The sequence below is a fragment of the Microbacterium faecale genome (assembly GCF_014640975.1).
Taxonomy (GTDB): domain Bacteria; phylum Actinomycetota; class Actinomycetes; order Actinomycetales; family Microbacteriaceae; genus Microbacterium; species Microbacterium faecale.
On sequence record NZ_BMHO01000001.1, the window covers coordinates 1,270,641 to 1,288,731 of the forward strand.

Genomic DNA, 18,091 nt, shown 5'->3' on the forward strand with positions numbered 1-18,091 from the left:
AAATGGTTCGGTCGCCGCTGGTGTTCTGTAGTACGCACGGCCCGGTAGAGACCGCGCCGTTCTTTCAGATGACGGATTCAACACTCACGATCACTGGCGGCAGTGCGCCCTGTGGGGTATGCGGGTCTCAGTCACCGTTCATCGACGGCGAATACGTCAGCGGCAAAGGCCCCGAATGGGACGCGACGATCACGCTCACGCCCAAGCAGGTTGGCCAACTGAAACAAATTCAGAGATGGGCGCAGAAGCGCATCGGCGTCGACGAGGCAATGGACGAGCACATAGCCCGCGTTGTCGAGCAGAAACTCGCCGAGCAAGCCCCAGAAGCGAAGACGATCATCGACAAGGCGAGGGCAGAGTTCAACAGCAACCGTTCCGGGTGGGTCGCTGTCCTACTGATCCTGCTGCAATGGATCACGGGCGGCGATAACTCCGGATTCACCGAAGATCAGCTCCAGCACGTCATCGAACAGACCGTGCACCAGATCAACGAGCAGCAGACGTCAGTACAGGATGAAAGCGACGGACCGGACGAGCGTGGCGTCAGCGAAGTCGACGACGAACGAATCGATCGCGAGCCTAATCCCCACAAGTAACGGAAGGATGATCGACGGAAGTAGGCCAACCCAGCCGTACTTGCGCCGTGGTTCCTGTCGGTGTTGGGCTCGCCACGTGAGGAAGCTGAACACCGCAAATGCAACGGCAATCAGACTGAACCACGGCACCTGAAGAACCAGCATCGTTATCTCCTTTGTCACCCTTGGCCGGTAGAATTCCGGCATGAAGAAGTCGGGTATCGCCGCTATCGCCGCCGCCGGAGGCGTCATCCTCGGCGGAGGAGCATGGGCAGCCGTCACACTCCCCGTGAGTGACGAAGCGACCGCGACTGCGATCGAGACGCCCGGGCCGACCTCGGAGCCGAGAGAAGAAGCGACGCCGACCGTCGAACCGACCAGCGCGCCGACCGTTGAGCCGACACCGGAAGCAGACCTGACCGGAGCGCAATCGCAGGTCGTTTCCTACTGGATCGACCGTGGGCAGATCTCGGAAGAGGACGTCATCACGCGTCTCGATGAAACGTGTGCGGCCCTCGCCGACGGCGCGGCATACGAAGACGTGGTCGCATTCCCGGATGGCACGTTCACCACGAACAACGACTTCCGCACGGATGCCACTGCCATGTGGTGCCCGACCGACTGATCACCCGCCGTGCGCGGCCATGAACGTACGCGGATTGACGGGAACACCGTCGACGAGCACTTCCCAGTGCAGGTGGTTGCCGAAGCTGTTGCCCGTATTCCCGATGCCGCCAAGTGTCATGCCGAGAAGTACGGGGTCACCAACGCTTACCGGCGGCGCTTGGTACATGTGCGCGTAGCGTGTCTGAATCGTCGCGTTCCCATACAGCGGGTCCGTGCCGTGGTTCACGAGAACGTAGTAGCCCCAACCGTGCCCCGAGCTCGGCGCGCCGACAGTCTCGACGACACCATTGCCTGCTGATGGGATCGGGGTGCCTTCGATGTTCGATGGGCCGATACCGAAGTCCATGCCGTCGTGCGTTGGGCGGTGCGGCGGGCGGAACTCGTCCGTGACTTGATCGAGTGGATACGGGTAGGCGAATATTCCGTCACCGGGTCCGCCGCCCGTGCCACCTGCGTACCGATAGAGCCTGCCGTCGTTGGTAGATCGAACGATCATCTCGAACGGCTCGCCGGTCGGCAGCATTTCGACGCCTTGCACGGAAACGCCGTCCGCGTCGACACGGACTTCACCGCCGCCGGTCATGCGCATGTTCGCGGCGCCCTGGAACACGTTGACGGTGGCGGCACCTGCGCCACCGGCGAGTGGTCGGCCTTCCATCGTGAGGATCCCGCCCGTGCCACGAATCTGTGCATCACCGAACTCGATGTCACCGTTGCGGATCAGGACGTCAGGCTTGCCCGTTTCGTCGGAGCGGGCGACGAACCGTCCACCCTGCTGCACGACGACGCGGCCGCCGTTCTGCGGGTCGATGATGACGTTGCCGACCTTGATCCGTCCGCCACCGAGCACCTCGAGCGAACCCGTCAGATCCAGGTCTCCTGAGATATCAACATCGCCGGTGATCTCGCCGTCGCCGTTGAACTCCCAGTCGCCGTTCTGCGTCCATCTGCCAGTCGCCGTGACGTTGCCGGTGATGCTTCCTTGTCCGGAGAGCACCCACGGCCCGGACCAGTTGATCGTCCCGTTGCCGACGAGCTGCCCGACGATACGGAGGATGCCGTACACGACCTGCGAACCCGTCGGATCCTCGACCGTGCCGACGTGCAGCCCCTCAGGAGACTTCACACGCAGCGCGCCCCGGTCGACCGCCGTGTTCTGGATCGCCGTCGATGCCTGCAGTCGGCGTACCGACCGCTGCTGACCCCGCCGCATCTCGTACGGGTCCGAGAGGTCACGCACCATACGGATGCACCTCCACCGTCACTCGATTCGAGCGGTCGCCGCTGATCGCGATCACGCGGCGCGTGTATTGGCCGTCGGGGATCCGGATCGAGTCGCGCACGTCCATGTGGAGGACGCGGCCGATACGGATTTTGTCCAACGTGAGGACGTCATCGAGGACGACAGGGAACGACCACTGTTCGACCGGTGTCCGGTTCTCCGTGAACTCGTCGTTCGTGATCGCCTGCAGCGCATCCGCTCGCTTCACGTCGGGTTCGTTGCGAACGACATCCGCAACGGGGATACCCTCCGCGAACGGTAAGCCCGACCAGGCGATGAGACTGTCCGTCCCGGAACCGTTGCCGAGCCCGAGAACGCCGGTCACTTGCCGGGTGGCGTCGCCCTTCACGGCCAGATCCGCGACAGCGGACTTCATCGTTGAGACGGGGAGGTCGAAGTCGCCGTTCGTGATCGCCCGGCCGACGCGCGTCGTGAACCGCACTCCATTCGACGTGAGGCGCGGTTCGAGCCATACCTCGTAGCCGTGGCGCTCGATGTCCTGAATGATGTCTTCCAGGTAGCGGAACTCGAACCAGTCGACATCGAGATCGATCGACCCCGAGCCGTCCATCGGCGGGTCGATGGGCATTTCCCAGCCGTCCCACTGCATCGACCGTTGCACAACGCGACGCACCGCGCCCAACGCCGACAGCCCAGAGGCTTTCAAGTCGCCCTCGTACTGGATGTTGTTTACGCCGGCGGTCATGCGCCAGAGCCAGTAGTTGCGGATCTCGTAGGTCGAGAGCGACAAGAGCCCGGTGCGTTCGCTCCAGTCGTCGGTCATGATGACGCCGGCATGGCCGACGGTCTCGCCGTCGTGGACGACGATCATGCGAGCCCGCTTCTGGAACAGTGCGCTCGTGAATGCCGGGTCCGTCGAGATCTCTCGAAGTGGGATCGTGAAGCGACCGCGGCCGTTCCCGTTCAGGCGCGACGGCCACGACATCGACGTGACCGGGATGTCGAGGACATGGTCGCCCGTCTTCGTCTCGCAGACGCTGACGATCATGAGCACCCCCTACAGGTCGGTGTCGTGCACAGCGACAGTCATCTGTCCGTTCCCCGACGCGGGGGAGAAATCCATCGTGATTCCGGTGCCAGGTGGGACAGGCCACGTCTCTCGACGCGTTGTCGCCTTCTCCAGCAGGTTCCCGTTGCGGTACACCCAGCCGGTCTCGAAGTCGATCCGGTCCGTGGAACCAGCCGGTAGTGACCTAGTGACGATGAAGCCGCGCCCGCCCGGACCGGAGATCGTGTAACCGCTCATCGCAGAAGATGCCTTTACCGTGACCGTCGGGTAGGCGTCGAATCGTCCCCGATGGAAGACGTTCACGCTCGACCCGGTGTAGCGGCGCAGCTCGCCCCGCTTCCGAGGGTCCGCGCACCGCAGATCGACAGACCAGGTCGCTTCAGGAGCGAACCCGACCGTGTCAAACGCGATGTTGCGGACCTCGATGTCGAGGTTGAACCAGTCGTGCCCTACGTTGACTCGCGCCTGGCGCTTCTCGCCCGCGTACAGGCCGAGCAGGTGCCGCCGGTGCGACTCGAGCGTGCTGTGCGTGTGAGCAGAGATGAAGCCCGACATATGCGGAAGACGTGCGGGGAACCGTGCCGGAGAGTCGTACACTCCGACACGGTCCCGCGGGTACTCATCCCACTCGGCAGTGACTCCGTCGAGGAACCCCGTGAAGTCGCTCGCGTTCGGACCGATGTGGAACTGGTCCTTCCCTCGATACCGGTCGCCGTAGAACCGCAGAGACCCGATCGTGACGATCGCACCACTCATCCCAGACCTCCGAGATAATCGTCGTCGCCCTGTTTCGAGTCCGCGATGCGGATGTCGACGTAATCGAGGATGTTCATGCCCGTCCGGTTGACGAGCTCGAGACGGAGAGCCCCCGCCCGGCCAGACGATGCTGGTGAAACGGAGCCCGCCGCATGCTGCGACGCCCCCGACGGGATATAGGTGCCGCCGAGGATCTGCGCGGTCTGCGCCATGAGAGCCTCAGACCGTGCCCGCTTAGCTGGCGCGTGCGGGATGTACGACTCGCCACCCGTCTCCGGCTCCGCCCACACCCGGTACGCGCCCGCGCGAGCCATCTGCGCGACGTGCTGCTCACGGACGCCACCGTTCGCGTACGACTCGATGACATTGCCGTGCGCGTTCCAGATCCCGTCAGTGACCGTCCGGCCGCCTTCGAGCTCGTACGAGTCGAGGCGCACCTTCCGCACCATCGGGTTCTTGCTCATCCAGTCCTGGAGACGCTGCATGGCCTCTTCGGCCGAGGTGGTCTCCGCAAGGATCTCGATCTCCTTCTCCGACGGGATCTGGAAGATCTGGTCCGCGAGCGCCTTCGCTTCCTCCTTCGTGGCACCGAAGTCGCGTGCGTTCTGGATGAACTGGTCACGGCCGTCCTTCAACCGTTGGATGTAGTCGGCAGTGTTCGAATCGAGTGCGTACTGGGCGCCGGCGGCTTCTTGCGCATCCTTCGCCTGGTCCTGCAGGAGCGCGAGGTTCTCTCGCCCTGCTTCGGTGGCGAGGTCGAGTCCGCGCGCGTAGCCTTCCTCGCCGGCGGCGATCGCTTCGAGCTGCTCACGCACCTCGGCGAGGGTCGCCTGGTAGTCGCTGTTCGCGGTGATCGCGTCCTGGTTGACGCCGTTCGCCTCGTTCAGCTTGTCGATCAGGGTCGAGAGGGTATTCGAGAGCTCGTTCGCTGCGTCGGCTTCCTCGAGGTACTTATCGGCCGCGGTGGACGCGGAATCCGCGACGTCCTCGTTCGAGTCGGCGACATCCTTGTTGGCGGCATCCTTCTGCTCCGCCATACGGATCGCCTCGTCGATCGATTCGCTTTCACCACGAATGGCCGCCTCGACGGTCTTCGCCGCCGCCGTGACCTCACCCATCGATAGGCCGGTCTCAGCAGAGATGTCCCGGAGGACGTCCATGTTGTCGGACGTGACGATGATGCGATCCTGCACCTCTTGCAGGGCGTCAGCGTTGCCGAGTGCGGCGTCGGTGATGAGTTCCATCGACAGGCCGAGCTTCTCAGCCTCATCGGCGACGGACTTCTTGTCCCACCACCAGCCCTTGTCCTGCGCGACAAGGTTCGCCGCGACCATCTCACGAGTTGACTTGGTGATCTCGTTCGTCGCTTCGGAGAGGGTGCTCGCGTACGACTCGACGCGGGCCTCGTCCTCAGCCTTCGCTGCACCAAACGATGCGAGTGCGGCGATGCCGACACCGATCGCGATGCCCCACGGCCCCATGAGGAACCCGGTGACGCCGCGCATTGCGGCCGTCGTGCGGGGCAGTTCCGTTTGCAGCGTGCGTTGTGCGGCCCGGAACTCTGCGATCTTCGGGATCGCGAGGAGGAATGCGCCACCGAACAGCGCGACAGCGCCCGCGCCGAGACCGAGGACGCTCACGACGCCCTGCATCTCGGGCGACATTTCCGACAGGTAGCCGGTCACGTTCGCCACAGCATCGGAGATGCCCTTGAGTGCGGGGAGGAACACGGCGCCCATGTCGATCGCGATGTCCACGATGTTGTTGCGCATCATGGACAGTTGCGCGGCGGTCGTCTCGTAACGCTTCTCCGCCTCGTCCTGGAGAGCGACATTCTCCTCGAACTCGCTGTTACCCCGAGACATCGCCTCGGTGAACAGGTCACCCGCGGCCGACGCGCGCAGCAATGCGTCACGCATCCGAACCTCAGTGATCTCGAGGTCCGCGAGAATGCCGAGCGTGGACTCTCCCTGTGCTTCAGCGTTACCGAGACCCTTGACGAACATCGAGAGGGCTTCAGCCGGTGCTGTTCGCCACTTCTTCGCGAACCGGTCCGCGGAAACGCCCGCGATGCTCGCGAAACTGCCGAGACGGTCGCCGCCTTCCTCCACGGACGCGGCCATGTCGATCATGACCTTGGAGACGGCAGAGCCGCCCGCCTCCGCTTGGATGCCGACCGACGACAGTGCTGTTGCGAGGCCGAGCACTTCACCCTCGGAGAGGCCGACCTGCTTGCCAGCACCGGCGAGGCGCATCGACATCTCGACGATCTCGGCCTCAGTCGTGGCGTAGTTGTTGCCGAGCCCGACGACGGCGGAACCGAGTCGGTCGACATCGGCCTGCGCGGTGCCCATGATGTTCATGAACCGGGCGAGGGCAGTCGCGGCCTGGTCGGACGAGAGGTTCGTCGTCTCGCCGAGGTCGATCATCGTGCGCGTGAACGCGACGACAGAGTCGGTCTCGACACCGAGCTGACCGGCGGCCTCTGCGACCGCGGCGATCTCCTCGTGCGCAGCCGGGAGTTCCCCGGTCATTCCGCGGAGGCCCCGCTGCACGTTCGTGAGCTGTTCAGGGGTGCCGTCGACCGTCTTCAGGACGCCCGCCCACGCGGACTCCCAATCGATCGCGGCCTTCGCGGCGAGGCCCGACGTCGCGACGAGCGCCACGCCGATGCCCGTCAGTGCGCCGCCGACGTCACGCGCTGCTCGCTGGCCCTCGTCCGAGAGGCCAGACAGTTCCTTGCGGAATCCCTGCGCGTTACGTCGCGACTTGTCTGCCGCGGCCCCGAACGCGGACGTGCCCTTCGCGGCCCGCTCCGTGGACTTCCCGAGACCGTCAGCCGCCTTGTCAGCCTCCGCGAGGTCCCGTCGGAAGACCTGAGCCCCCTGGGCCTGGATCCGGAAGATCAGTGCGCCGGCGTCGAACATCCGCGACCACCTCATTCCTGAGCCAGGAGCCCTCGATGTGAGATAGCCGCTCGATCGCGGCGCGAATGAAATGCCAGGGGCGCTCGTCGAGAGCCCGGTCGAGGTCAGCAACGAGCCCGTGCTGGGCGAGGTCTAGTTCGACCTGCCCGAAGAACTCCGGCCGCACGAGCTTCCACAGGTGCGAGGCCGCGAGACCGTCACCCTTCGACTTCGCCGGTTCCTCTGCTGCCGCTAACCGTCGCTCTTCACGCCACCAGTCGGGGATGTCGTAGTCGGAGTAGACGCCAGACGAATTAGGCTCTCCAACGCCGAACTGGGCGATGTCTGCAACGGTGAGACTCCCAAACGGGCGACGAGCGCCCACAGTGCTTTTACCCCGCCGGCGATGCCTTCACCGCCCTCGATGTAGGCGTTGACACCGGTGATGCCGAGGATCGTCTGCCAGAAGAACGCCGGCAGGAGAATGCTCTCGGCCTCGCCAAGGCGGAGCTCGTCGGAGACGCGGTTGTAGACGGTGCGCTGCTCTTCGGGGAGCGGCACGTAACGGCCCGTCTCGTCGTCCCACTGGGCGCCGTCGACGGCCATCATGAGGGCGAGCTCCACGTCTGTGCCGTCCGTGTGTCCGGCTGCGCCGTCGAGGTACGTGTCGGTGATCTGCTTCCCGACCCGGCCGGGGAGAGGACGGATCACGAACGTCGCCGCCCCCTCCACGGTCAGATGCAGGTCGCGGTCTACCTGTTGTGCTTTGAGTGCCATGGGACCCTGCCTCCCGTGCCTTACTCGCCGCCGCCGGTGGTGTCCTCGGTGAACGTCTCGTCGATCGGGGAGATGGGCATGCGCTCCACGACGCCGTCGTTCGCGAGGGTGAACGTGAGGACGTTCTTGTCCGCGTAGCCGGTGTTCGCCGGGGCGACCGCGACGGAGAACTTCCCCTCGAACGCGGGCATGCGCTCGTCGAGGGCGTCCTCCACGATGCGGAAGTTCCGCTTGTTCGCTTCGCCCTCGCTGTACGCGGCATCCATCAGGTCGATGAGCCACGCCTGGGCGGCGACGATCTGGCCGGTCTCCGGGTCGCGGATGACTTCGACGTCGAACGTGGGCGCGAAGTTGTAGCCGATGATGTCCTGCGACGTGCGGCCCTTCGTGCCGTACACCTCACGCTGGACCGTGATCGGCGTGGGGTTCGTGTTCAGGTTGTTGATGTCGCCCGTGACGTTCTCGAACGCCGTGTCCTGCTCCACGTAGAGCAGCTTCTGGTGAGCGAGAGCGAGCGAGCCGACGGAGGGCTTCGTGTCGTCGTAGATGGTGCGATCTGCAACCATGGTTCTTCTCCTTGCGTTGGTGGGGATGTCGGCGCACGCCGACGACCCCTCGCGGTGGAGGGGCGGTAGAAGGAGCGACCTATCGGCGGCCGCTGAAGTGGTACGTGCAGGCGACCGCTGAGCGGCCCTGCGAATCGGGATCGAAATCCATCGACGAGAACTCCCACGTCCACGAAATGCCGAGCGCCCGTGGCGTGTACTCCGTCTGGTCGAGGATCGACCGGAGGTCCGCGGCCCAAGTGCGGGCAACGAGCGGGGAACCGAGGCGGCGCGTGTAGACCTGCGTCCGGTAGGTCATGTTCGCTCGACCGTCGGCGACAGGACGTAGGGGAGTGAGGAGCGTGAACTCGTCGATCGTGGTCGGCATGACGCCGTCGAGTCGGATTCCGCGCTCCGGGATCGCGCCCGTCGTCTTGTAGACCGCGAGGTCATGATCGTGGAGGAGCTGCGCGAGCGCACGGTTAAGGACGACCTCGGGAGCGTCAGCCACGACGCACCCGCTTCCTGATGATGTCGCCGAGCTCCGCACGATTCTCGACGACCGCGTTCTCAACCCACTTGCCTTGCGCCTGCGGGTTCGAGTCCGTCGAGAAGTTGTACTCCGGATGCTCGTGCAGCCGCGCCGCGTACGGAGTGTCTGCCACGATCGCGGCACCATCCTCGGGCGATTGCGCGCGCTCCACCGTGTGTGACCCGGCGAGCGTGCCCTGATCCCACGGGGACCGGTCGACGGCTAGCGCCATGCCCCGTTCGGCGGCGAGGTTCATGCCGTCGACGAGATCCGAGAGCGCCTGGCCACCGGCGCGGCCGAGGTTGTTCGTCATGCTGACGGTTGCCTTGATCGCCATGATGACCTCCTACTCGAGGTGCAGCTCCGCGTGACTCGGGGTGCCCTTGTATTCGGCGTAGTCGGACGTGATGACCTCAGACGTTCGTTCCCGTGACGTCCCCGCCCACACGGTCACGCGAGACCGGGGGAGTGCGTCATCCTGTGGGAGCACGACCACCGTTGTCGACGAGGTGACTTCCTGCCCCGACGTTGGAGAACTCGAACGACGGTCGACGACGAGCCGCGCGGACTGCTCCACGTACGCCGGAACGTTCGTGACTGGGTCGCCCCAGATGTCACCCTCGGCACCCTCACCGAGCAAGCGACGGATCGTGACGCGCTGCGGGAGGTGCCGCTTCCTGAGCCTCACCATGACGCCCCCTACGTATGTGCGACGAACGCGGTGATGAGGCCGGCGTTCTCGAGGATCGTGATCGCCTCAGCGGAAGCACGCGCCTCAGCAGGGGACCGCTGCCCGCCCGCGGTATTGCCACTTCCGAGCGAGACGGACAGGATCTTCGTGACGCCACTGATCGCGTCAGCACCCGTCACATCCCCGGTCTCGTCCCACCACGTGACCTGAGCGCACGTCGCTTCTGTCATCGCTTCGGACACGTCTGGATCGACCGGGTAACCGTCATCGTCGGTGTCGTAGCGGGCGAGGCGCACATATGATTCGACCTGAATCGACGCGCGCCGCAGCAGGGCGTTGAGTTCCCTGTCCGTGACGGGCTCGTCGTTCTCGTTGACGGGCTGCTCGCCGCCGGTGAAGACGTAGTAGTCAGCGGCTGTCGCGTACGTGCGCATGATGTCCCTTCGTGGTGATCCCGGCGCGACGGAGTCTCGCCACGTCGCGCCGGGATCGGTCACGGTCTACTACTTGTCGTCATCCGCGGGCGGGGTCGCGGCCTTCTCGATCGCCTCGACGATCTCCGGCTTCGTCTTCGCCTGGCCGAGGTCGACTTCGTGCTTCTCGGCGTACGCCTTCAGCTGGGCGGCCGTCCAGTCAGCAGTCGGTTCCCCCTCAGGGATCTCGACAGCCTTCTCGGCCGCGTCGACGCCGTACCCGTGACGACGGAAGTACGCGAGCGCGGCCTTGTCGGTGGTCTCGCCCTTACCGTCGACGAACGAGACGCCCGCGACCTTTCCGGTGAACCCCTTCACGGGGGTAGTGATCTTCGGCATGATGCCTCCTACGCTGGTGCCTCGAGCGCGGCGATCCGCGTCTCGAAATCATTGATGATCCCCTGCAGGTCAGCGACCTGGGCGACCGTGTGAGTGTGGCCGGTAGCGGCCTTGCCAGCGAGCTCGGCATCGAGACCCTCGACATCGCTCGTGGCGTGCGTGTGGTCGGCCGGCGTGAACGAGGCCGGCACTCCGCTGATGTCGCCCCAGGCGACGGTGACGTCGCCGCCGTCGAGATCCGCGAGGACCTCCGACAGGCGGCGACTCTCACCGTCCTGGGTGACGTACACCGCGGACGCGGGAATCTTCGACTCCCACTCGCTGCCCTCGGTGTCGTTCACAGTTATCCCGCTGCGACCTTGACGCCACGGAGCACCGCGGCGGCCTTCGTCGCCTTGAGGGCGATGCCGACCGGCCCGAGCTCGACCTCACCGGTCTTCACAGCACCGGAGGTGGTGAAGTCCGGCATCCAGGTCTGAACGAGCTGCCCGCCCGCCGTGGAGACGCCGTGGAAGCCGTCGAGGCCCACGCGGTACGCGTAGATCGACGTGGTGCCGTCCTCCGCGATGGGGATGATCGCGTCGTTCGAGCCGGCCTTCTCGCCCGCGTCGACGAGCGTGATGCCGCCGTACGACTCGCGGTTGATCGGGCGGCCGTTCGCGCCGACCAGGCCCTCGACGGCGTCGCGCACGTACATACCCGAACGGCGCACGATCGCACGCACACGCGCGAGAGCCTTCTTGTTCGCGACGAGCACCGTCGGGGTGCCGTCGAGCAGCGCCAGGAACTCGTCCACGAGGTCGAGCGCCTTGAAGCTGGCGCGGTCGTCGGTGTCGAGGTCGAGCCAGTCGCCCGCCGCGGCCGCGTCCATCTCCGTGTCGGACCCGGTGAGGGCCTTGTCGAGCCCGTCGAATCCGTCCGCGTCGACAGCCGTGTCACCGTTGATGACCTCGTCCTGGAAGCGAGTGCGGGTCGCCTTGATCTTCTGCTGAAGGTTCAGCGTCACCGCGCCCGACGCTGCGGGGCCGAGCTTCGCGAGGACACGGTCGACGCGGAACGAGCCACCGAGCGGCGCGAGCGTCACCGAGTACTTCTGCGACTCGACCTCAGCGGGCGCGTACTCGCTGTTGATCGCACGGAAGTCCGCGTCCGCCTGCGTGACGAGACGACGGTATCCGTAGTCGAGAGTCGCGCCGCCACCGCTGGGGTTGACGGCGTCATCGAAGATCAGGGTGTCGAGGATCGCCGACTCCTTGCGGAACTCGTCGATGACTGCGACGTCCAGATCCTCCTGAACGTTGTTCTTCGCTTCTGCGAGGGAAACAGGCATGATGCCTCCTTGTGGTTGTTACCCGCCGAGACGCGACTTGACCGCGCCCTCGAGGGAAATGTTCGTCTTGGGTGTGCCGCCGCCCTGGTGTCCGCCGCCACTCGTGGCAGGGAGGGACTTGGCACGGAAGGTCGAGTTCTTCTCGACCGCGTTCGTGATCGCCGTCTTGACCGCTTCCTCATCGGTGAGATCGACGTCGGCGAAGGTTTTCATGAAGCTCGAGGAGTCGAGCAGCAAATCGGCGCGGGCGCCGTGCTTCGGCGCGTTGAGCAGCAGTGCACGCTCACGGGCGAGGGAATCGCGCTCCGCGGTGAGCGCGTCGCGCTCCTTCTGCGCTGCTTCGAAGTCGGATGTTGCCTTCTCCGCGGCGAGCCGATGTGTCTTCGCTTCCTCGCGGAGCTCGCGCACATACTCGTCCGGGTTGCCCTTGTACTGGATCGGCTGCGCGGGCGGCTGAGTCGGGGGAGCGGGCTGTGCCGGGGGAGTCTGTTGCGCTGGCGGCTGAGGCGTCGGTGCGGGCTGAGCCGGCGGATTCGCGGGTGGCTGCTCGCCGCCTTGGCCCGTCGTCGGGTTCGCGCCGTCCTCGCCCTCAACGAAGCGGATACCGAGGTAGTCAAACCGGCTGAGTGCGCGCGGCCCGTAGTGGTGCTGCTTGTACATGGTGAGCCTCCTGCTCATCGGATACCCCGCACCCTGCGTACGGGGAAGATCAGGCCGTGCCGCCGTCGTGCAGGGCCAACGACGGCACGGGGTCGGGGTCCCGGCGGGGCAGGTCTGCCTCGCGCGGAAAGGTTGGAGCGCGCGTCGTGAGCAGCCTTCGCAGGATGTCCGCACCGCGTTAACCCCGCCGGGAAGATCAGGTGCCCGAGAATCCGAGCTGTTCGCGGTACGAGTCGCGGCGTCGACCGGTCTCGCGGATGAAGTCCCGCATGTCGCCCTGCACTTCACGCACATCATCACGAGCCCGCGCATAGTCCGTGTCCGTCATCGACGACACCTCGCGGCGCTTCGCCGCGCGGATCCTGCGCTCGAGCAACCGCTGGCGAGCACGTTCCTTCTCCGCGGCCTCGTCGTACGTCGTATCGCCCTGCGGGACCGTGAGACCCGGCATATACGCCACCAGACGACAGCGACAATTCGGATGATTCCAGCCGGCGTTGCGGGCGTCGTCCACCGTGCCCGCGACCTGCACCGCCACGCCACCCTGCTGGGTAGCGTGCGGGAGGATCATCGGGCCCGCCGGCGTCCCGTCCGTGGAGAGGATCGCTCCCGCCCACGCCGCGCATGCTTCGCACGAGTCGAGACCGCGCACGACCGTCACCAGGTGGATGCCCGACTGCGACATCCGCCAGATGCCCGCGTCGTTGAACGCGCGGTTCACTGTCGTACGGCCGGCCATCTCCGCGTATGCGCCGACGGTCCAGCGTCGCCCGCCACGATCCGTGAACCCGGTCACGCCGTCTGCGAGGAACCGTTGCACCGTGCGTGCCTGCTGCACCCGCGCTGTCGACTCGCCCAGGAGCGTGCCGGGGGTGTAGAGCGACACGACCCGCTGGTACGCGTCCTGCGGGTAACGGGTGAGTCGCTGGTTCAGGATCTCGAGCTGGGACTCGAGCGACAGGACGACAGACGCGACGGCCTGCGACGCGGTGCCCGTGACCACCGGCTGCGGTCCAGCGAACCGGAGCCGTGCAGCGGCGGCCGCTTCACCCTCCGTCGCTGCGAGCTCGAGCACCTGCCGAGCGAGGTCCTCGTTCCGGAGACGGTCAACGAGCGCGACCGCGCGTGCCTGCAATTCCCGTACCGATTCGGCACGTTGGATCGCGAGACGAGCGAGGATCTCGTTCTGCCGGCGACGACCCCGCAGAGTCAGATCAGACGGGTCCGCCGTGATCTGAGCCGCGAGGCGGAAGTCACGCTGGGCGCGCTTCGCGACCTCACGGATCAGCTCATCCTCCACATCCCGATACCGGGTCGCGAGCTCACGCGATAGAGCCTCGATGAGCTCCTCGACGGACTCACGCTCAGGGTTCGGAACGAAGACGGCCACGACGACCCCCTGTTACTCCTCGCCGAGGCCCGTGAACATCGCCGGATCCGCGACAGCACGTTCGCTACGGATCGCGGTGACCTCGTCCTTCACCTGCTGGTCATCCCATTCGGGGTTCGCGCGGCGCACCTTCTGCTCCGTCGAGATCGCGCCCGCCGTATCCAGGTAGGAGAGCGTCTGCGCGAGTTGCAGCGGATCCTCCTGCGACACGTCCGGGAACGTCACCACAGGGAGAGCATCGAGCCGTTCGCCACCCTTGCCGGGGAAGAGGATCCCGTCGAGCTCGAGAGCGACCGCCGACTGCTGGGCGATCGCTGCCCGGTCGCGGAGGATCTTCTTGTCCCGCGTCCGCTCCGAGGCCGACTTGCGATCCTGCACCTCCGTGGCGGTCATCTGCGCGCCACCCGAGTAGTCGCCCCACGCGGACGGAGCGAACCCGGCCTTGCGGAGGATCTCCTTGTAGATCGCGAGCATCGTCTTCTCGTGCTCTTCCACACGGATCGCGAACTGCACCTGATCAAATGCGACCTTCGACGGGTCACCAGGCATGTTCAGGCCTGCGAACACTTCACGGCCCATGTCGAACGCGCCACCCTGCCCCGGGCCCATCGTGTCGAGGGCCGCTTCGGGGACGAGGATGCGGCCCGCGCCGAGACGCAGGTCACGGATCCACGACGAGAACGTCTCATCGAGCGCATCGAACAGAGGGAGCAGTTGGTGGAAGTCGGACCGGCCCGCGTGTGCGAGGACGCCAGCCTTCCGCCACTGTTGCGCGGTGAGGTTCGGGTTCCACGACGCGGTGAGGCGATCGATGCCGGTCTCGATGATCGAATCCGCGTTCACGAGATCCGCATAGACGGCCGTCTCGGGCCGATCCTCGAGCGGGACGCGACGCCCGAGATTGTCGTCCGTGCCCTGGAACAGGGCGTGCTCGATGTAGCCGATCCCGTGATGCTCGAGGTGCCGCCACACGATGTTCAGGTCGCGGTACTCGGTCCAGAGGGTGAGTTCCACGAGACGCCCGGACCGGAATGTGGGGATCGTGACGTCCGCGGCGGATGCTTCCAGCCACACGTGATCGGCGACGGCTTCGTCCCAACGGGACACGAGCGCTGTCGCGCCGAATGCGGACTTGAGTTCACCCATGGTGGAGAACGTCTCGAGTGCCTCATCACTGTTCGCAATCAGATCGAGACGAGCCTTCGTCTTCTCAGGAGCACCGTCCGCTCCGACCTCCATGCCTTCCGAGAACACCTGATCGGATGCGAGCGTCGCAAGATCCGCGGGCGCCGGCACGTGAAGACGAGCACGATTCTCGGCAGCAGGAACAGGCCGGCCCCAGAACATGCGTGATGCGGCACCAACGAGCCCGCCCCGCATCTCCTGCCCACGGCGGGTGTGCGTGCCGCGCTCGCCGCGTCCGTAGATCTTCGCGAGGGAATCGGTGTCACCGGTCAGCCACGCGTCGTTGATCTCGTACTGCCGGTACGCGACGTCCCACGGTGCGGGCGGCCAACTCGTGTTCGGTGAGGGGATCGGCATGTGTTCCCCTTCCGAGGGTCAGGTCAAGATCGGTTGCCAGTACGGTTTCGTCGAATGTGTGACGTACCGGCCGCCGTCGAGGTAGTGGTCGTCTTCCTTGATCACTGCGTCGTCGCCGTGCTCGGTGGCTTTCTCGTCCCACCGGTATTCGGTGACTTCGGACTGCCAGCCTTTGCACCGGTCGGTGACGATGAACTGGTCGTTGTCGAGTGCGTTGCCGATCGTCGCGATCCCGGCGAGGACGCTGTTGTCGGCGGGCCACGGTGAGAGGCCCGTGCCGCGGAGGTCGTTGTGCAGTTGTGTGCGGAACGATGCGGCGGCGGGGTCGAGGAAGATGAACCGGGGCTTGAGCATCGTCGGGAACGGTGTGTGTTCCTTCGGTAGCCACGTCCGGAACCGTTTCGAGAGCTCGGCGTCGGTGAGGCGGATGCCGGACTCTTTCGAGTCGTAACCCCACTCGTCCATGAGGATCAGACGCGGCTTCGGCTTCCCGTCCTTGTACTCGTCCGTGAGGCCGAGCAGCAGGCCCGTGGTGGCGTTCGTCGTGCCGTAGTCCATTCCGATGCCGTATACGTCCTGTAGGGGCGGCATCGCGTCCCACGGGATGACGTGACGGGCTGGGTCCCACATGGGGTAGACAGCGCCGGCGGCGTTCGTCCACTCGCCGCGGATCATTCGGTCGAAGAACACACCCGAGTAGGAGGCGCGCATGTCGCGCTTGTACTCCTCCGACAGGGTCGGGTTGTCCTCCATCGTGAAGTGGAAGCTCACGAGGTTCTTCGCGTCGGCCTGCAGGATCCACTTCTTCCGGATCCAGTGATTCATCGACGCGGGGTTCATCGTCGCCAAGAGCCTCGCGCCCTCGACGCGGAGACGGGACACGAGCATGTTCCAGAACTCTTCCGGCATCAGCGCCGCCTCATCGACGTACGCGAGCCCGACCGTCGCGCCCTGGATCCTGCCGACAGCCTTCGCATCGGAAGCTCCGACGAGGAGCACTTCACGGCCGAGGATCGTCGCCGACGTCGCGCCCGGTGTGTAGTGGATCTGGTTCGAGATCCGCGACCCGAAGATGTTCACGTCCTGGAACGGCACGAAAATGTTCTGGTAGATCGTCTGCAGGCTGCGTCCGACGATGAGGATCAGGCCGTTACGTGGCGCGACCCTCACGGCGAGGATGAACGCCCACAGGCTGATGATCGTCTTCCCCGCCGACACGGACCCGTACCAGAGCGCGAGCTTCCGCTTGGTCGCGTCCACGAGGGAGAGGATCTGAGCCTTCGAGACGAGCCGTTCAATCTCCGACAGGTTCATCGACAGTCTCCGAACGGTACTTCTCAGCAGCAGCCTTGAAGCCGTCAGCGATCTGATCCAGCACACCGACCGCCTGTTCGAGGCCGCCGTTGTCCTTCTCCACGATCCGAGTCAGCTTGTCGAACACGATCCCGGCGGTCGTGATGACGTTCCGACGCACGTCCACCGGAGCCGACGCGAGCGTGTGCTCGTTGTAGGCGTTCTCCTTGCCGCCGAAGCTGAACACCAGATACGGGTCATCGATCCGATCGAGCATGTCCTCCGACGCAGCGAGCATCTTCTCCGCCAGGCGCGTACGGCCGGCAGCGAGATCCACTGAACGGGCCTTCGTCGCAGCCGCCACCGCGGAACGATCGAACGAGAGCCCCGCGCGCTTCGCGATGCTCGACACCGTCGAACCCGACAGGCCGAACTTGCGGGCAATCGTGTTCCGAGGATCACCAGCACGGATGGCCTCGCGTACACGTTCGCGTGTTTCGTCATCGACCGGTCGACCTCGAGCCATGGTGGTTCACCTCGTTCGGGCCTCTTGCCCTATGCGGGATGCGCTCTTGTCGGCGCTGTCTGGGATGCTGTGATCAGTCGTAGAAGCGATCTGGAAGGAGCAACGGATGGCATTCAATTTTGGAGGCGGCCGGTCGTTCATTGAGGTGTTTGGTGGCACTTTCGGGACTAAGACTGTTCGGGTAGTCCCGGGTCCGGAGAAGCCGGAGCGTGAGGTTGCCGAGTTCGAAGGCGTCGTTCAAACGAAGACCGTGGGATTCAACGTTGACACCCCTGTGTATGAGGGGGACGAGCTGACATGGGCTGATCCACGGGGAGGTGAAACGACCGTCTGGGCGTCGAAGGTCGATGTCTCGGACGCCGGCGGTCACATGGCGTCGGAGCTCTCTCACATCAACGTGACATTCAGCAAGGTGCCGCCGTCGGATGAACCGCATCCCGCCATTGGTGGGGGACACACGATCGTCGTGAGCGGAAGTCACGTAAACGTAGCCGTTGACGGAAGTCGTATCTCACAGCAGATTAGTGTGGCGGGCGGGTACGAGCAGCTGAGTGACGCAGTTGGGCAAGCTCTCGCGCTAATCGAGAGCTGCAAGGAAGTCCAAGCTGATGAGATCGCTGTGGCCCGCACGGCCGCGAAGACTCTCCTCGAGGAGGCTTCGAAAGCGACGCCGGACGAAGGGGCCATCAGGAGGAACTTGCCGGTTCTCCGTGGCGTACTGACCGCTGTTGCTAACAGCACGGCGGGCGCGCTTGCATCTGGGCTGATTGGGCAGCTTTTCATCTAGGAGAGCGCAGAAGCCCCGGCGTCCTCTGTC

At 65.3% G+C, this 18,091-nt stretch carries 21 protein-coding genes; 3 read left to right on the forward strand and 18 right to left on the reverse strand.

What is annotated here, in order from left to right; genetic code table 11:
- Positions 1–2: 2 nt before the first annotated feature.
- Both IEW87_RS05940 and IEW87_RS05945 read left to right on the forward strand, forming a co-directional pair.
- Positions 3–596, forward strand: a complete 594-nt coding sequence (locus IEW87_RS05940; RefSeq protein WP_188711349.1) for a hypothetical protein — start codon at positions 3–5, stop codon at positions 594–596.
- A 184-nt stretch (positions 597–780) separates the two neighbouring features.
- Positions 781–1,200: a hypothetical protein gene (locus IEW87_RS05945; protein WP_188711350.1), complete on the forward strand. Its 420-nt coding sequence runs from the start codon at positions 781–783 to the stop codon at positions 1,198–1,200.
- On the opposite strand, the gene IEW87_RS05950 is transcribed toward IEW87_RS05945, so the two are convergent.
- The 18 genes from IEW87_RS05950 to IEW87_RS06035 all read right to left on the reverse strand — a co-directional run bounded on the left by IEW87_RS05950 (position 1,201) and on the right by IEW87_RS06035 (position 17,274).
- Positions 1,201–2,445: a peptidoglycan DD-metalloendopeptidase family protein gene (locus IEW87_RS05950; protein WP_188711351.1), complete on the reverse strand. Its 1,245-nt coding sequence runs from the start codon at positions 2,443–2,445 to the stop codon at positions 1,201–1,203.
- Positions 2,435–3,493 carry a hypothetical protein gene (locus IEW87_RS05955; protein ID WP_188711352.1) on the reverse strand — a complete coding sequence of 353 codons (1,059 nt, stop codon included), beginning with the start codon at positions 3,491–3,493 and terminating at the stop codon, positions 2,435–2,437. Before IEW87_RS05955 ends, IEW87_RS05950 begins: the two co-directional genes overlap by 11 nt.
- 9 nt (positions 3,494–3,502) lie before the next feature.
- Positions 3,503–4,270, reverse strand: a complete 768-nt coding sequence (locus IEW87_RS05960; RefSeq protein ID WP_188711353.1) for a hypothetical protein — start codon at positions 4,268–4,270, stop codon at positions 3,503–3,505.
- The gene (locus IEW87_RS05965; RefSeq protein WP_188711354.1) at positions 4,267–7,197 is read right to left on the reverse strand and encodes a phage tail tape measure protein; all 2,931 of its coding nucleotides are present in this window, start codon (positions 7,195–7,197) and stop codon (positions 4,267–4,269) included. The genes IEW87_RS05960 and IEW87_RS05965 overlap by 4 nt, the downstream gene beginning before the upstream one ends.
- A 231-nt stretch (positions 7,198–7,428) precedes the next feature.
- Positions 7,429–7,953 (reverse strand): hypothetical protein, encoded by a 525-nt coding sequence (locus tag IEW87_RS05970; RefSeq protein ID WP_188711355.1) that lies wholly within the window; start codon positions 7,951–7,953, stop codon positions 7,429–7,431.
- A 20-nt stretch (positions 7,954–7,973) separates the two neighbouring features.
- The gene (locus IEW87_RS05975) at positions 7,974–8,519 is read right to left on the reverse strand and encodes a hypothetical protein (RefSeq protein WP_188711356.1); all 546 of its coding nucleotides are present in this window, start codon (positions 8,517–8,519) and stop codon (positions 7,974–7,976) included.
- Between the two features lie 79 nt (positions 8,520–8,598).
- Complete coding sequence (locus IEW87_RS05980; protein WP_188711357.1) at positions 8,599–9,009, reverse strand: hypothetical protein; 411 nt, start codon at positions 9,007–9,009, stop codon at positions 8,599–8,601.
- Positions 9,002–9,367 (reverse strand): hypothetical protein, encoded by a 366-nt coding sequence (locus IEW87_RS05985; RefSeq protein ID WP_188711358.1) that lies wholly within the window; start codon positions 9,365–9,367, stop codon positions 9,002–9,004. The genes IEW87_RS05980 and IEW87_RS05985 overlap by 8 nt, the downstream gene beginning before the upstream one ends.
- 9 nt (positions 9,368–9,376) lie before the next feature.
- Positions 9,377–9,721: a hypothetical protein gene (locus IEW87_RS05990; RefSeq protein WP_188711359.1), complete on the reverse strand. Its 345-nt coding sequence runs from the start codon at positions 9,719–9,721 to the stop codon at positions 9,377–9,379.
- 8 nt (positions 9,722–9,729) lie between these two features.
- Positions 9,730–10,218, reverse strand: coding sequence for a hypothetical protein (locus IEW87_RS05995; protein ID WP_188711360.1), 489 nt, complete (start codon positions 10,216–10,218; stop codon positions 9,730–9,732).
- Between the two features lie 6 nt (positions 10,219–10,224).
- Positions 10,225–10,533 (reverse strand): hypothetical protein, encoded by a 309-nt coding sequence (locus IEW87_RS06000; protein ID WP_188711361.1) that lies wholly within the window; start codon positions 10,531–10,533, stop codon positions 10,225–10,227.
- Positions 10,534–10,541: 8 nt separating this feature from the next.
- Entirely contained in the window at positions 10,542–10,874 is a 333-nt protein-coding gene (locus IEW87_RS06005) for a phage tail fiber repeat family protein (protein ID WP_188711362.1), read from the reverse strand.
- A 2-nt stretch (positions 10,875–10,876) separates the two neighbouring features.
- A complete protein-coding gene (locus IEW87_RS06010; RefSeq protein WP_188711363.1) occupies positions 10,877–11,863 on the reverse strand; it encodes a major capsid protein in 987 nt (328 codons plus the stop codon).
- Between the two features lie 18 nt (positions 11,864–11,881).
- The gene (locus tag IEW87_RS06015; protein ID WP_188711364.1) at positions 11,882–12,541 is read right to left on the reverse strand and encodes a hypothetical protein; all 660 of its coding nucleotides are present in this window, start codon (positions 12,539–12,541) and stop codon (positions 11,882–11,884) included.
- A gap of 178 nt (positions 12,542–12,719) precedes the next feature.
- Complete coding sequence (locus IEW87_RS06020) at positions 12,720–13,913, reverse strand: phage minor capsid protein (protein WP_188711365.1); 1,194 nt, start codon at positions 13,911–13,913, stop codon at positions 12,720–12,722.
- A 12-nt stretch (positions 13,914–13,925) separates the two neighbouring features.
- On the reverse strand, positions 13,926–15,455 hold the full coding sequence (locus IEW87_RS06025) for a phage portal protein (protein ID WP_188711366.1): 1,530 nt from the start codon (positions 15,453–15,455) through the stop codon (positions 13,926–13,928).
- A gap of 18 nt (positions 15,456–15,473) precedes the next feature.
- Positions 15,474–16,769, reverse strand: a complete 1,296-nt coding sequence (locus IEW87_RS06030; RefSeq protein WP_188711367.1) for a PBSX family phage terminase large subunit — start codon at positions 16,767–16,769, stop codon at positions 15,474–15,476.
- Positions 16,750–17,274, reverse strand: a complete 525-nt coding sequence (locus IEW87_RS06035) for a helix-turn-helix domain-containing protein (RefSeq protein WP_188711368.1) — start codon at positions 17,272–17,274, stop codon at positions 16,750–16,752. The genes IEW87_RS06030 and IEW87_RS06035 overlap by 20 nt, the downstream gene beginning before the upstream one ends.
- 106 nt (positions 17,275–17,380) lie before the next feature.
- Here IEW87_RS06035 and IEW87_RS06040 point away from each other — a divergent pair, with 106 nt between their 5' ends.
- A complete protein-coding gene (locus IEW87_RS06040) occupies positions 17,381–18,061 on the forward strand; it encodes a hypothetical protein (protein WP_188711369.1) in 681 nt (226 codons plus the stop codon).
- Positions 18,062–18,091 lie beyond the last annotated feature (30 nt).